At 58.2% G+C, this 13,280-nt stretch carries 14 protein-coding genes; 12 read left to right on the top strand and 2 right to left on the bottom strand.

Annotated features, from left to right (window positions below; all coding sequences use genetic code 11):
- Positions 1-13: 13 nt before the first annotated feature.
- The gene (locus ACEVJL_RS03030; RefSeq protein ID WP_151076086.1) at positions 14-244 is read right to left on the bottom strand and encodes a DUF6132 family protein; all 231 of its coding nucleotides are present in this window, start codon (positions 242-244) and stop codon (positions 14-16) included.
- Positions 245-409: 165 nt separating this feature from the next.
- On the opposite strand from ACEVJL_RS03030, the gene ACEVJL_RS03025 reads away from it, so the two are divergent.
- From ACEVJL_RS03025 to ACEVJL_RS02970, 12 genes are all read left to right on the top strand, one after another.
- Positions 410-1,084: a Crp/Fnr family transcriptional regulator gene (locus tag ACEVJL_RS03025; protein ID WP_374736810.1), complete on the top strand. Its 675-nt coding sequence runs from the start codon at positions 410-412 to the stop codon at positions 1,082-1,084.
- Positions 1,085-1,379: 295 nt separating this feature from the next.
- Positions 1,380-2,252, top strand: a complete 873-nt coding sequence (locus ACEVJL_RS03020) for a phosphate ABC transporter substrate-binding protein (protein ID WP_374736809.1) — start codon at positions 1,380-1,382, stop codon at positions 2,250-2,252.
- A gap of 156 nt (positions 2,253-2,408) precedes the next feature.
- A complete protein-coding gene (pstC, locus tag ACEVJL_RS03015; RefSeq protein WP_020989727.1) occupies positions 2,409-3,323 on the top strand; it encodes a phosphate ABC transporter permease subunit PstC in 915 nt (304 codons plus the stop codon).
- 3 nt (positions 3,324-3,326) lie between these two features.
- Positions 3,327-4,235 carry a phosphate ABC transporter permease PstA gene (gene pstA / locus ACEVJL_RS03010; protein WP_008981078.1) on the top strand — a complete coding sequence of 303 codons (909 nt, stop codon included), beginning with the start codon at positions 3,327-3,329 and terminating at the stop codon, positions 4,233-4,235.
- A 30-nt stretch (positions 4,236-4,265) separates the two neighbouring features.
- Positions 4,266-5,027, top strand: a complete 762-nt coding sequence (gene pstB / locus ACEVJL_RS03005) for a phosphate ABC transporter ATP-binding protein PstB (protein ID WP_374736808.1) — start codon at positions 4,266-4,268, stop codon at positions 5,025-5,027.
- Positions 5,027-5,668 carry a phosphate signaling complex protein PhoU gene (gene phoU, locus ACEVJL_RS03000; protein ID WP_302667339.1) on the top strand — a complete coding sequence of 214 codons (642 nt, stop codon included), beginning with the start codon at positions 5,027-5,029 and terminating at the stop codon, positions 5,666-5,668. The genes pstB and phoU overlap by 1 nt, the downstream gene beginning before the upstream one ends.
- 37 nt (positions 5,669-5,705) lie before the next feature.
- Positions 5,706-6,380 (top strand): response regulator transcription factor, encoded by a 675-nt coding sequence (locus ACEVJL_RS02995; protein ID WP_110440334.1) that lies wholly within the window; start codon positions 5,706-5,708, stop codon positions 6,378-6,380.
- A 27-nt stretch (positions 6,381-6,407) separates the two neighbouring features.
- A complete protein-coding gene (locus ACEVJL_RS02990) occupies positions 6,408-8,063 on the top strand; it encodes an ATP-binding protein (RefSeq protein ID WP_374736807.1) in 1,656 nt (551 codons plus the stop codon).
- Between the two features lie 107 nt (positions 8,064-8,170).
- On the top strand, positions 8,171-8,683 hold the full coding sequence (locus tag ACEVJL_RS02985; protein ID WP_008981073.1) for a DUF4358 domain-containing protein: 513 nt from the start codon (positions 8,171-8,173) through the stop codon (positions 8,681-8,683).
- A 501-nt stretch (positions 8,684-9,184) separates the two neighbouring features.
- Positions 9,185-10,540, top strand: a complete 1,356-nt coding sequence (locus ACEVJL_RS02980; RefSeq protein ID WP_325207937.1) for a TrkH family potassium uptake protein — start codon at positions 9,185-9,187, stop codon at positions 10,538-10,540.
- Positions 10,541-10,556: 16 nt separating this feature from the next.
- A complete protein-coding gene (locus ACEVJL_RS02975; RefSeq protein WP_008981071.1) occupies positions 10,557-11,207 on the top strand; it encodes a potassium channel family protein in 651 nt (216 codons plus the stop codon).
- On the top strand, positions 11,204-11,965 hold the full coding sequence (locus ACEVJL_RS02970; protein ID WP_374736806.1) for a TrmH family RNA methyltransferase: 762 nt from the start codon (positions 11,204-11,206) through the stop codon (positions 11,963-11,965). Before ACEVJL_RS02975 ends, ACEVJL_RS02970 begins: the two co-directional genes overlap by 4 nt.
- 38 nt (positions 11,966-12,003) lie before the next feature.
- Here ACEVJL_RS02970 and ACEVJL_RS02965 read toward each other — a convergent pair whose 3' ends face one another.
- Entirely contained in the window at positions 12,004-13,245 is a 1,242-nt protein-coding gene (locus ACEVJL_RS02965) for an MFS transporter (protein WP_374736805.1), read from the bottom strand.
- Between the last annotated feature and the right edge of the window lie 35 nt (positions 13,246-13,280).

Below are 13,280 nucleotides of genomic sequence, written 5' to 3'. Positions count from 1 at the left end.
TCCTCCGGTTTGATTACTGAGATGAGCGGGAAGTCAGGCGCTGCCGCAGGGCGGACAGCAGGTCTCCGGCCAGCGCGCCAAGCAGCCCTCCCACCAGCATGGAGTAATAGGGGGTGGAGGTGAGAGGGCAGGTCCCGGTGGCACACAGGGTGAGACGGTAATAAAGGTATCCCCCTGCCAGGCCAAGGGCGATAAAGATGAGCCCGGCGGCGTTGGAGCGCAGAAACGAAAGAACTTGCTTCATGATAAAAACCTCCTGTGGGTTTGTCAAGAAAAATCGGTTTGGATAGGGTAACCATACCACAGTGAAATCGTTCCCTCTGTGACAGGGTCACAAACCTCTTGCCCCAGGAAGAAAAAACAGTATAATAAAGGAGAAACAAACGATCCCCGGAGAGAGGAGCCCGCTATGAATACCCTGACCCCTGAATCCCTGTCCTTTTGGCATCACCTCACCCGGCAGCAGCAGGAGACCTTGCTGAGCTGTGTGCAGCGGGCGTCCTATGCTCCCGGACAGATCATCCGCTCCCCGGATACCGACTGCCTGGGAGCTCTCCTGATCCAGAGCGGTGTGGTGCGCATCTACCTGCTCTCAGAGGACGGCCGGGAGGCCACCATCTCCCGCATGACGGAAGGGGAGGTGTGTGTGCTGTCCGCCTCCTGTATGCTCAATGCCATCACCTTTGATGTACAGATCCAGGCCGAGACAGCGGTGGAGGTGCTGGTCATCCCCATTCAGTATCTGTCCGTTTTGATGAGGGAGAATATCTATGTAGAGAATTTCATCTACAAGGCGGCGGCCCAGCGGTTCTCCCACGCCATCCGGGCCGTGGAACAGATGCTCTTTTATACCCTGGAGCAGCGGGTGGCCTCCTATTTGCTGGAGGAGTCCCGGCGGCTGGAGACCGATACCATTCAAGTTACCCAGGAGCAGCTGGCCCAGGCCATCGGCAGTGCCCGGGAGGCGGTGACTCGTACCTTAAAGAAACTGTCCGCTGCGGAGACGGTGGAGCTGTTTCGGGGCGGTGTGCGTATCCGGGACCGGAAGGGGCTGGAACGGCTGGTAGAGCGGGGCGGCTTGTAAAATCACAAAAGGAAATGTAAAACCGGGGCGGTTCCCATTAGGAAACCGTCCCGGATCTTTTTTGCCTGCGGCAGTATGAAGAGAAGAAAAAACGGGCTGATTTTACATTGAAACCAGATAGGATGGGGTTCTTTTGATGAAAAGTGACCAAATTCCTGGTAAATATGAGATTTTACGTGGATTTAACACAAAGGGGCTTTTTCATTTTACATGGTTTTTTTATACTGAGACACGCAAAACGGGAAACGGATTGCACAGTACTTAAACGAAAACGAACCAAAGGAGAATGATGAATATGAAGAAGCTTACTTGCCTGGGCCTATCCCTTGCTCTGGCCCTGGGGCTGTTCACCGGCTGCGGCAGCAGCAATCAGGATCAGGGCAGCGGCTCCGGTTCTCAGAGCAACACCAACGGCTCCTCCACCGTGGAGCTCAGCGGCACCGTGAATACCGACGGTTCCACCTCCATGGAGAGCGTGGTCAAGGCCCTGGGTGAAGCTTTCATGGAGCTCAATCCTGGTGTGACCGTGAACTACTCCGGCACCGGTTCCGGCACCGGCATCCAGTCCACCATCGACGGCACCTGTGACCTGGGCCTGTCCTCCCGTGCTCTGAAGGATGAGGAGAAGCAGAACGGCGCGGTAGAGAATATCGTGGCTCTGGACGGTGTGGCCGTGGTCATCAACCCCGCCAACGGCGTGGAGGACCTGACTGTGGAGCAGATCGCTCAGATCTTCACCGGTGAGATCACCAACTGGTCCGAGCTGGGCGGCACCGACGGCGAGATCGCTGTGTTCGGCCGTGAGGCTGGTTCCGGCACCCGCGGCGCCTTCGAGGAGATCGTGGGCGTAGAGGATACCTGCAAGTACACCAACGAGTACTCCTCCACCGGCGACGTGATCGGTAACGTGGCCTCCAACCCCAACGCCATCGGCTACGCTTCCCTGTCCGCTGTGAATGACACTGTGAAGGCTGTGAAGGTCAACGGTGTGGCTCCTTCCGAGGACACCGTGAAGGACGGCTCCTATGAGATCCAGCGTCCCTTCGTGATGGTCACCAAGGAGGGTGCTGAGCTCTCCGAGGCTACCCAGGCTTTCCTGGACTTCGCCATGAGCGCGGATGCTGCCGACATCATTGCTGCTGCCGGTGCTGTGTCTCCCAAGGGCTAATTCCTGAGAAACATGAAAACAAGCCCCCGGTCCCCGGGGGCTTGTTTTAAATCAATGTCTCCCCTCTGCCATATTCCTCAGTTGACACGGGGACATGACATAGCTCGTGTCTCAGTGTCAGCTGAGGAGACAAACGAAAAGAAAAGGTTGAGTGATATGAAAAAAGAGCAAGTCATTGGAAATCAGGGCGGTGTGCGCCGGGCGAAAGACGCCATGGAATGGATCATGAAGACTCTTTTTATGATCTGCGGATTTATTGCCATTGCCTTTGTGCTGCTGATTACCGTTTATCTGATCATTTCCGGTCTGCCTGCTATCAAAGAGGTCGGTCTTATTGACTTCCTGTTTGGCACCCGTTGGGCCTCCACCGACAAGACCGATCCGGCCTACGGCATTCTGCCCTTTATCCTGACCTCCATTTACGGCACCGCCGGCGCCATTATCATCGGCGTGCCCATCGGATTTATGACCGCAGTATTTCTGGCCAAGGTAGCGCCTCCCAAGGTGGCATCGGTGATCCGTCCGGCGGTGGATCTGCTGGCTGGTATCCCTTCGGTGGTGTACGGTCTGGTGGGTATGATGATCCTGCTGCCCGCCATCCGGGAGTTCTTCCATATTCCCGCCGGCGACAGCCTGCTGGCTGCTATCATTGTGCTGGCTGTTATGATCCTGCCCTCCATCATCTCGGTGTCTGAGACCGCCCTGAAGGCGGTGCCCAAGGAGTACGAGGAGGCCAGCCTGGCTCTGGGGGCCACCGAGCTGGAGACCTACTTCCGGGTCACCGCTCCTGCTGCCAAAAGCGGCATTGCTGCGGCGGTAGTGCTGGGCGTGGGCCGTGCCATTGGCGAGGCCATGGCCATCCTGATGGTAGCCGGCAATGTGGCTAACATGCCCTCCATGCTCTCCAGCGTCAAGTTCCTCACCACGGCCATCGCCAGTGAGATGAGCTATGCTGCTGTGGGAAGCCTGCAGCGAAATGCTCTGTACTCCATCGGTCTGGTGCTGTTCCTGTTCATTATGTGTATCAATGTGATCCTCAATGTGTTCCTGAAACGGGACAAGGAGGCGTAAAGGATGACGAATACTATGACTACGACTTCTGCCACTCAGACGGCCAGTAAGGCCAAAAGTAAGCTCTCTCCCCGCCGCCGTGTTTATGAGGTGGGGATGCGGACCCTTCTCTATCTGTCTGCCGGAGCGACGGTTCTGCTGCTGCTCTTTCTCATCGGGTACATCTTCTATCGGGGCCTGCCCAACCTGAACTGGACATTTTTAACCAGTCAGGAGAGTGTGCTACGGGGTACTGACGGTATCCTCCCCGCCATTCAGAATACCATTTACGTTATCATCGTGACTCTGATTTTTATCCTGCCTCTGGGTGTAGGTGCGGCCATCTACCTCACCGAGTACGCCACCAACCACAAGCTGGTAGCGGCCATTGAGTTTGCTACCGAGACTCTGGCCGGCATTCCCTCCATCCTGTACGCCCTGGTGGGTATGCTGGTGTTCTGCCAGGTTATGAATCTGGGCAAGACCCTGCTGGCCGGCGCGCTCACCTTGGTCATTATGACCCTGCCCACCATCATTCGAACCACCCAGGAGTCCCTGAAGACTGTCCCCCAGAGCTACCGGGAAGGCTCCCTGGGCCTGGGTGCGGGTAAGTGGCACATGATCCGTACCGTGGTGCTGCCCTCCTCTGTGGACGGCATTGTAACGGGCTGTATCCTGTCCATCGGCCGCGTGGTCGGTGAGTCCGCCGTACTGATGTTTACCGCCGGCATGGGCACTACCCTGCAGAACTTCTTCAGTTCCGGCGGCCTGCTGGACAGCTCCGGTGCGACCCTGACTGTGGCTTTGTACGTCTACGCCAAAGAGCGCGCCGAATTTGATCTGGCCTTCTCGGTGGCGGTGGTGCTGCTGATCATCACCTTTGTCATCAATCTGGCCGCAAAATTTGCCGGCGGATATTTGAGAAAGAAATAAACCTTCTGAACTTGGATAGGGAGATACAATATGAACGAAAATGTCATTTTACAGGCCGAAAACCTCAACCTGTATTACGGAGAAAACCACGCGCTGAAGGATATCAACATCGAGATCCCTGAGCACCAGATCACCGCTCTCATTGGTCCTTCCGGCTGCGGCAAGTCCACCTTCCTGCGCTGCCTCAATCGGATGAACGACCTTATTCCCATTGTGAAGATCAACGGCTCTCTGCTGTACCGGGGGGAGGATATCTACGCGCCTGGCCAGGATGTCACTGATCTGCGCAAGCGCATCGGTATGGTCTTCCAGAAGGCCAATCCCTTCCCCATGTCCATCTACGACAACGTGGCCTACGGCCCCCGTACCCACGGCATCCGCAGCAAGGTGAAGCTGGATGAGATCGTGGAGGAGTCTTTGAAGGGCGCAGCCATCTGGGATGAGGTAAAGGACCGGCTGAAAAAGCCCGCCCTGGGCCTCTCCGGCGGCCAGCAGCAGCGTCTGTGCATCGCCCGCGCGCTGGCAGTTAAGCCCGACGTGCTGCTCATGGACGAGTCCACCTCCGCTCTGGATCCCATTTCTACCTCCAAAATCGAGGACCTTGCCACCGAGCTGAAAAAGGATTACACTATCATCATGGTCACCCACAATATGCAGCAGGCCGCCCGTATCTCCGACAAGACCGCCTTCTTCCTGCTGGGTGAACTCATCGAGTACGGCGACACGGAGCAGATGTTCTCCATGCCTCAGAACAAGAAGACGGAAGATTACATCACCGGGAGGTTCGGATAATGCGGGACAGATTCAACGAACAGCTGGAACAGCTGAATGTAGAGCTGATCAAAATGGGAGCTTTGTGCGAGGAGGCCATTTCCGCCGCCGCCAAGGCTCTGCTGGAAGGAGACGCCGCCCTGCGGGAGACTGCCTGCGTTGCTGAGCGGGAGATCGACCAGAAGGAGCGGGACATCGAGAGCCTGTGCATGAAGCTGCTGCTCCAGCAGCAGCCGGTGGCCCGGGACCTGCGCACCATCTCCGCAGCGCTGAAGATGATCTCCGACATGGAGCGCATCGGCGACCAGGCCAGCGATATTGCCGAGATTACCCGGGACATTGAGGATAGCCCTGTGATTTCCCATGTGCCCATCGCTGAGATGGCCCGCAGCACCATCGGCATGGTCACCGACAGCATCGACTCCTTTGTGCGCAAGAACCTGGGCCTGGCTCAGGAGGTCATTCGCAAGGATGACGAGATCGACCGCATGTTCCTGGAAGTCAAGGACGAACTCATTCGCCGCATCGGCCAGGGAGACAGCGGGGAGACCTGTATGGACCTGCTGATGATCGCCAAATACTTTGAGCGCATCGGCGACCACGCCTGCAACATTGCTGAGTGGGTGGAGTACTCCCTCACCGGACAGCACGGCGATATGTGAGCTTCCCGGAAGGGGAGCGGAGGAGAGGTAAACGCACGTGATCTATATTTTAGAGGATGACGCCAGCATCCGTAAGCTGGTGGTCTATACCTTACAGAGCCAGGGCATGGAGGCCCAGGGCTTTGACCGCCCCTCCCAGTTTTGGGAGGCCATGGAGAAGGGCAGTCCTGAGCTGGTGCTGCTGGATATCATGCTGCCTGAGGAGGATGGCCTGCAGGTGCTCAAACGCCTGCGCTCCATGCCCGCCACCAAGACCCTGCCTGTTATTATGCTCACGGCCAAGAGCACGGAGTATGACAAGGTGCTGGGACTGGATGAGGGGGCGGATGACTATGTGGCCAAGCCCTTCGGCATGATGGAACTGATGGCCCGTGTACGCACCGCCCTGCGCCACGCAGGGCAAAACCAGCCCAAGGAAAAGACCTACTCCCTGGGAAGCCTCTTTGTGGACCCCGAGCGGCACATCGTCCGGGACGGGGATCGGGATGTCACCCTGACGCTGAAGGAGTTTCAGGTTTTGTGCCTGCTGTTGGAGCGGGCCGGTACCGTATTTACCCGGGATCAGCTGCTCAACACCATCTGGGGCTATGAGTTTGACGGCGCCAGCCGGACCGTGGACGTACATATCCGTACCCTGCGTCAGAAGTTGGGCAAATCCGGCGACTGCATTGAGACGGTGCGGGGCATCGGCTACAAGATCAGTGCCGACTGACCGGCGGAGGGATAGAAGTTGAAGAATATGACCGCCAAATTATTTCGAAATTCCACGGCAGTAGCCGTCTCTGTGATGGTGCTGTCCATTGCCCTGTTTTTGGGGATGCTGTACCAGTACTTCAGCAACCAGCTGATGACCGAGCTGGAGACGGAGACCTGGCTGGTAGCCCAGGGCGTGGAGCTCAACGGGATGGACTATCTCACCGGGCTCAACACGGAAAACCGGGTGACCTGGGTGGATACAGACGGTACTGTGCTCTATGACAGCCAGGCCGACGAAACTGCCATGGAGAACCATGCCGACCGGGAGGAGATCCAGCAGGCGATGACCGGTCAGTCCGGTACCGCCCGGCGCTACTCCTCCACCCTGGCCCAGCAGACCCTGTATGCCGCCCGACGGCTCAATGACGGCACCGTGATCCGTGTGGCCAGCGCGCAGCAGACGGTGGTGACCCTGCTGCTGTCCATGGTACAGCCGATTTTGATCATTCTGGCTCTGTCGCTGCTGATTTCGGCCGTGCTGGCCTCCCGAATGGCCAAGCGAATCATTCGCCCCATTGTCAATCTGGACTTGGAGCACCCGGAGGACTGCGACACCTATGAGGAGCTGACCCCCCTGCTCTCCCGCATTAAGCACCAGAACGATACCATCCAGCAGCAGCTGCTTCAGCTGCAGCAGAAGCAGCAGGAGTTTGCCGCTTTGACGGAAAATATGTCCGAAGGCTTTCTGCTGATGGACCGGCATGGCCATGTGCTCTCCTACAATAAGGGCGCCCTGAACCAGCTGGGTGCTCAGGCGCCGCAGGGAGAGGTGAATGCCCTGGTGCTCAACCGCAGCGAAAGCTTCCGCCAGGCGGTGGATGAGGTGCTTTCCGGCCACCGCAGCCAGCAGATGCTGCGTCTGAATGGCCGTTGCTGCCAACTGCTGGCCAACCCGGTCATGCAGGGTGAGGAGCAGATGGGCGCGGTGATGGTCCTGTTGGATGTCACTGAGCAGGAACAGCGGGAGGACCTGCGGCGGGAGTTTACCGCCAACGTCTCCCATGAGCTGAAGACCCCGCTGACCTCCATCTCCGGCATTGCGGAGATCATGCAGAGCGGCATGGTAAAGGCGGAGGACGTACAGGGCTTTGCCAGCGACATCTACCAGGAGGCCCAGCGTCTCATTGCCCTGGTGGAAGATATCATCCGTCTGTCCCAACTGGACGAGGGTGCGGTGAACATGGAACGGGAGGATGTGGACCTGTTCCAGCTCTCTCTGGAGGTGACAAAACGCCTGGAGAGCGCCGCTCAGAAAAATGATGTGACCATCAAGACCATGGGGCGTTCCGTCCAGGTCCACGGTGTGCGCCGGGTGCTGGATGAGATGATCTACAACCTGTGTGACAACGCCATCAAGTATAACCGCCGGGGCGGCACGGTAGCCGTCACGGTAGGCCCGGTAGAGGGCGGCGTAGAGGTTTCAGTGGAGGATAACGGCATCGGTATCCCCGCTGAGAATCAGAACCGGGTATTTGAACGGTTCTACCGGGTGGATAAGAGCCACTCCAAGGACATCAGCGGCACTGGATTGGGCCTGTCCATTGTAAAGCACGGCGCGGCCCTCCATGACGGACAGATTCGTCTGGAGAGTACTCCGGGCAAGGGCACCACAGTGACTTTGCTGCTGCCCCAGGGCTGAGCGCATAAAATTGAATTTCCTGGGAACCTTTTTTCTTGGAAGGCGTCAAAGAAGATGAAACGGGCCGATAATTAGTCCGTTCAGAACAAGAAAAAAGGAGACCACCCATGAAAAAATTGTTTGCCAGTTTGGCTTGCGCCGCGCTTTTGATCACTGCTCTGACCGGCTGCGGACAGAAGACCGGCAGCACCCGTACCCCGGAGGAGCTGACCCAGCTGTACAGCCAGGCCATCACAGAGAGCGGGGGCGAGATGGTGGAATATAACCCCGTCATTACCCAGATCGACGACGAGAATGAGATCAATGGTATGATCCTGGAATCCATGGGCCTTAAGGCAGAGGATATGACCGCCTTTGGCGTCAGCGGTTCCATGATGAGTGTGAAGGCCTATGGCATTGCTGCCGTCATGCCCGCTGAGGGCAAGGAGGAGGCCGTGAAAGAGGGCCTTCAGGGCTTCATTGACAAGCAGAAGACGAACTTTGAGACCTACCTGGCGGACCAGTATGCTGTGGCAGAGAATGCCCGCCTGGAGACTCTGGAGGACGGCACGGTGCTGATGGTGATGTGTGAAGGCTCCGATACGGTGTTTGACCAGATCCGTACCGCTATTGAGGCGTAAAGCCGGATCGTCCGGAGCGCACCAAGCATCCAACCCAAAAACCTGCCTTACCGGCCGGCGGCATTGTCCGCCGGCCGGTTTTTCTTCCCTGTCAGCTAAAAAAGAGCGGGAAAAGGCAGGGACTGGATGAAGGACTTTTCTTGCTCGGCGCTTGACTTGTGGCGGGGGATACATTATATATAATAGAGCCTGATAGAGCCTGAAGCGTCTTTTGAAGCGGCGTTCAGGGAAAAAAGAGCCGTGAGAACGATAAAAATTCCTTCCCAATTGGTTGGGCGGAACTCACTGCCGGGAGAAAATCGTTGACTTGAATATCCTGGGAGGGTATGCTATATTAAGGTCTGCCGAATCGGCCCCGGGAAGGGATACCCTGCGTCAATGGGATATTTTGTTGAAAAACAGCCCTTTTTTGCCGTTTTTTCTTGGAAAAGCTGGGGCGTACAGGGATATCGGCCAAATTGAGGCCGAAGGAACAAGCCCAAAAGGGAGACGTGTGCAGCGATGCAACTTCATAGAAATAAGCGAAAGAGTATTAACCCCACCCGTTACATCGTATTGGGTTTTGGGGCCATTATTCTGTTGGGCACACTGCTGCTGCATCTGCCCATCTCCGCCCAGGACGGACAGATGACTCCATGGCTGACCTGTCTGTTCACCGCAACCTCCGCCACCTGCGTGACTGGACTGGTTTTGGTGGATACGGCGATACACTGGTCGGTATTTGGTCAGGCAGTTATTTTGCTGCTGCTTCAGTTAGGCGGATTGGGGTTTGTTACCCTGATCTCCATCATCCCCTTTGCTCTGCACCGTCGTATCGGCTTGTCTCAGCGCCTGGTGATGGCCTCGGCCATGAACCTGGACCGGGTAGCCGGAGTGGTGCGAGTGGTGCGCCACGCCCTGCTGGGCACAATGCTTGTGGAGGGGATCGGAGCGGTCCTGCTGGCCATTCGGTTTGTGCCTCAGTTTGGACTGCTGGGTATTTGGTTTTCCATTTTTCACAGCATCTCTGCCTTCTGTAACGGTGGCTTTGATATTCTGGGCCTTTACAGCGGCCCCTACTCCAGTTTGGCGGCCTATCAGGGCGACCCGTTGGTGCTGGGCACCATCATGGCCCTCATTGTGATAGGCGGTTTGGGCTTCTTCGTGTGGGAAGATGTGATCCAGAAGCGCTGCTGGAAAAAATTAACTCTTTATAGTAAAATGGTACTGGGCATCACCGCCTGCCTCATTGTTTTTGGCGCGGTCTATTTTGCCTGCGCAGAGTGGGAAAACCCCGACACGTTGGGGAGCATGCCCCTGTGGCAGCGGCCTCTCAACGCCTTATTCCAGTCGGTTACCCTGCGCACGGCGGGCTATGCCACCTTTGATCAGGGAAAACTGCTGGAAGGCTCGGCGGTCATGTCCATTCTGCTGATGCTCATCGGCGGCTCCTCCGGCTCCACAGCGGGCGGATTGAAGACGGTGACGGTGGGTGTGTTACTGCTGGCCCTGCGGGACGGTCTGCGGGGACGGGATCAGGTCGTCTTCCGGGGCAGACGGATTCCCGGCCGAAAGGTCCTGGACGCCATGACCCTGGCGCTGACCGTACTGCTGCTGTTTTTGAGCGCGTCTATGCTCCTGTCCCTGATGGAACGGGTGCCCTATGTGCAGGCGGCCTTTGAAACGGCATCTGCTATGGGTACGGTGGGTGTGACCATGGGTATTACCCCCGGACTGAGCGTGCCCAGCGCACTGCTGGTGATTGCACTGATGTTTTTAGGACGGGTAGGAATCCTGTCCTTCTCCATTGCCTTCTTGACCCGGGGACGGGGGGAGAACAAGATCCTCTATCCTTCTACAGAGGTTATGATAGGCTGAGTATTAGGAGGAATATATGAAAAGCTTTCTGATTGTGGGACTGGGACGGTTTGGTGCCTCGCTGGCCCAGGAGTTGTGTGAGCAGGGCCATGAAGTACTGGCCCTTGATGTCCTTCCTGAGCGGGTACAGGCAGTGGCCGACCATGTGACCCATGCGGTGGTGGGTGATGCCCGGGACCCGGAGGTGCTCTCCGGCGTGGGAGCGCGGAACTTTGACTGTGCCGTGGTAGCTGCCGGCAGCGATGTGGGCACCAGCGCTCTGATTACTCTGAATCTGAAGGAGCTGAATGGGCCCCGGGTGGTTGGAAAGGCCAACAGCTCGGTTCACCGCAAGGTGCTGGAGAAGATCGGGGCGGATCTGGTGGTCTTCCCGGAGCAGGAGATGGCACTGAGTCTGGCCCGCCGTCTCATCAACGGCGACATCGTTAACTTTATTGAGCTGTCCAACGAATACTCCATTGTGGAGCGTACTCTGCCTGAGAGCTGGGTGGGCAAATCCATCGTGGATCTGAACATCCGGGCAAAATGGAAGCTCACCGTCATTGCGGTGCGCCGCGGGGATGCAATGACCATCGCCCCGGGCGGAGATTTTGTCTTCCAGAGTCCGGAGGATTGCCTGGTGGTGCTGGGACGCAACAGCGATATTGAGCGATTGGAGCGGGCATGATGGAGATCATTACCAGCCGAAAGAATCCCCTGCTGCAAAAGATCCGGCAGCTCTCCTCAGGAGGACGAAGCGTGCGGGAGAAGGCGGGGGAGTACCTGGGCGACGGCATAAAGCTGCTGGAGGAGGCCCTGAAATGGGACGTGCCTCTGACCACGGTGGTGGTGACCCCGGAAGTGACGCCGCCGGCCCTGCCCGCCGGCGTCCGGCTCGTCCAGGTGCCCCGGGACGTGATGGAGACCATCTCCCCCATGAAGACGCCCCAGGGTGCACTGTTTTTGGCTCAGCTGCCCGCCACGACCCCGCCCCAGCGGCTGGAAGGGAAACATTACTTGGTGCTGGACGGAGTCCAGGATCCGGGTAATGTGGGGACCATCTGGCGCTCCGCCGATGCCTTGGGAGCGGACGGACTGTTTCTGGTCCATGGCTGTGCCGACCCGTACAGCGCCAAGGTAGTGCGGGCCACCATGGGGGCCTGCTTCCGCCTGCCGGTGTGGGAGACCTCGGTGGAGGGACTGGAGAAGCTGCTGAAGGCCTCTCAGATCCCTTTGTATGCCACGGCCCTGCGGGAGGACACGGTGGATGTGCGCCAGGCGGACCTTGGTCGGGCCGCCGTGGTCATCGGCAGCGAGGGCCGCGGGGTGTCCCAGGCTCTGTTAGACCGGGCTGAACAGACCGTAAAGATCCCGATGCGGGAGCGGTGTGAATCTCTCAACGCTGCCAGTGCGGCGGTGGTAGTTTTGTGGGAGATGGGGAAATAAAAAAGCGGGCCGGAATCCAGCCCGCAGATCAAGAACGATTATTGAGGACGCTTCCCCAGGTCCAGACGGCGATATACCCCCTGAACCAGTACAGCAGCGATCAAGAGCATCAGGGCAAAGAGCAGATAGGCGGGCACATAGCTGCCCAGCCGGTCAGCCGACAGCCCGGGCAGAGGTCCGGTGACCAGAGAGCCCAGCATATAGGCGCTGGTAAACCACTTTACCGTGCACTGATAGGTATCTGCGCCGCTGAGATCTCCCGCCCAAACGGACAGAGTCACAGAAGAGATGGGCATGCCCAGGGCGGTAAGGGTGATGGCGGCAAAGGCCAGGGGAACGCTGCCAAGAGGGGCCAGGGCGCACAGCAGGAAGCCTGCCAACATAACGGCAAAGACCAAAAAGTTGGCGGTACGGCTGCCCAGCTTGTCGCTGATTTGGCCATAGAGTACCTTGGCTGCCATGAGCACCACGCCCAAGTAGGACATAAGAAAGGCCACCAGCAGGGAGTCATAGCCGCAGCTGGTATACAGCACCGTCAGATGCGAGAAACCCGGACCGGAGGGTGCGCCGATGAGAAAGGCGGCCACCGCTGCTGCCCACCAGTGGATGGGGCGCAGTCCGGCAGGGGGGAGGCGGACTGCCTGCGGCTGAGCGGCTGGCGCGGCTTTTGTTCCGGCGTAGGGGGCAAGCCCTACCTGGGAAGGGTGGCTGCGTACCAGAAGAAAGACGCCCAGGGTGAGCAGAACACCCAGCACGGCCTCTCCGTACAGGGCGGTTTTCGGCCCCCAGAGTTTGATGACTTGGGTGACCAGAGGGGGAAACAAAATGGTGGGCAGGCCGCTGCCTGCGGCCGCCAGACCCAAGGCCAGACCCCGCCGGGAATCAAACCAGTTGGAGATGACCAGGGTAAGGGGGATCATTCCGCCGTAGCCATAGGCCAGTCCGGAGAGGGCGGCGGCGGCACAGTAGACCGGAAAGGTGCTGGCGGCTCCAAACAGGGCGTAGGAGGCGGCAAAGCAGGCCATCCCCACGGTCATGGTGTACCGCAGTCCCAGTCGGCGGCACAGGGTATCCACCGAGAGCATGGCCAGCAGGGCAAACAGACTGCGCACGGTGGTGATCCAGGAGCCCTGGGCATTGGAAAACTGGTGGACCTGGATGATCCAGGGCTGATAGATGGTAAAGACGTTGACTCCCAGGCCCATCACCGTGAACAGGGCCAGGGAGCAGCCCAGGCAGACGGCCCAGGCCCGGTGAGGCCGGGTACGAAGCTGAGTCATGACCATTCCCCGTTTCCAAGATTATTACCGCGGGC

Source organism: Flintibacter porci, assembly GCF_041925195.1.
Classification (GTDB): domain Bacteria; phylum Bacillota; class Clostridia; order Oscillospirales; family Oscillospiraceae; genus Lawsonibacter; species Lawsonibacter porci.
Note: the sequence above shows the minus strand (reverse complement) of the source record. Positions and strands in the feature narration are given on the sequence as shown.

Coding starts and splice junctions, on each gene's coding strand:
- ACEVJL_RS02970 (WP_374736806.1), top strand. CDS start 11,204: ATGATGGAGATCATTACCAGCCGAAAGAATCCCCTGCTGCAAAAGATC.
- ACEVJL_RS02975 (WP_008981071.1), top strand. CDS start 10,557: ATGAAAAGCTTTCTGATTGTGGGACTGGGACGGTTTGGTGCCTCGCTG.
- ACEVJL_RS02965 (WP_374736805.1), bottom strand. CDS start 13,245: ATGACTCAGCTTCGTACCCGGCCTCACCGGGCCTGGGCCGTCTGCCTG.
- ACEVJL_RS02990 (WP_374736807.1), top strand. CDS start 6,408: ATGACCGCCAAATTATTTCGAAATTCCACGGCAGTAGCCGTCTCTGTG.
- ACEVJL_RS03030 (WP_151076086.1), bottom strand. CDS start 244: ATGAAGCAAGTTCTTTCGTTTCTGCGCTCCAACGCCGCCGGGCTCATC.
- pstC (WP_020989727.1), top strand. CDS start 2,409: ATGAAAAAAGAGCAAGTCATTGGAAATCAGGGCGGTGTGCGCCGGGCG.
- ACEVJL_RS03020 (WP_374736809.1), top strand. CDS start 1,380: ATGAAGAAGCTTACTTGCCTGGGCCTATCCCTTGCTCTGGCCCTGGGG.
- pstB (WP_374736808.1), top strand. CDS start 4,266: ATGAACGAAAATGTCATTTTACAGGCCGAAAACCTCAACCTGTATTAC.
- pstA (WP_008981078.1), top strand. CDS start 3,327: ATGACGAATACTATGACTACGACTTCTGCCACTCAGACGGCCAGTAAG.
- phoU (WP_302667339.1), top strand. CDS start 5,027: ATGCGGGACAGATTCAACGAACAGCTGGAACAGCTGAATGTAGAGCTG.
- ACEVJL_RS03025 (WP_374736810.1), top strand. CDS start 410: ATGAATACCCTGACCCCTGAATCCCTGTCCTTTTGGCATCACCTCACC.
- ACEVJL_RS02980 (WP_325207937.1), top strand. CDS start 9,185: ATGCAACTTCATAGAAATAAGCGAAAGAGTATTAACCCCACCCGTTAC.
- ACEVJL_RS02985 (WP_008981073.1), top strand. CDS start 8,171: ATGAAAAAATTGTTTGCCAGTTTGGCTTGCGCCGCGCTTTTGATCACT.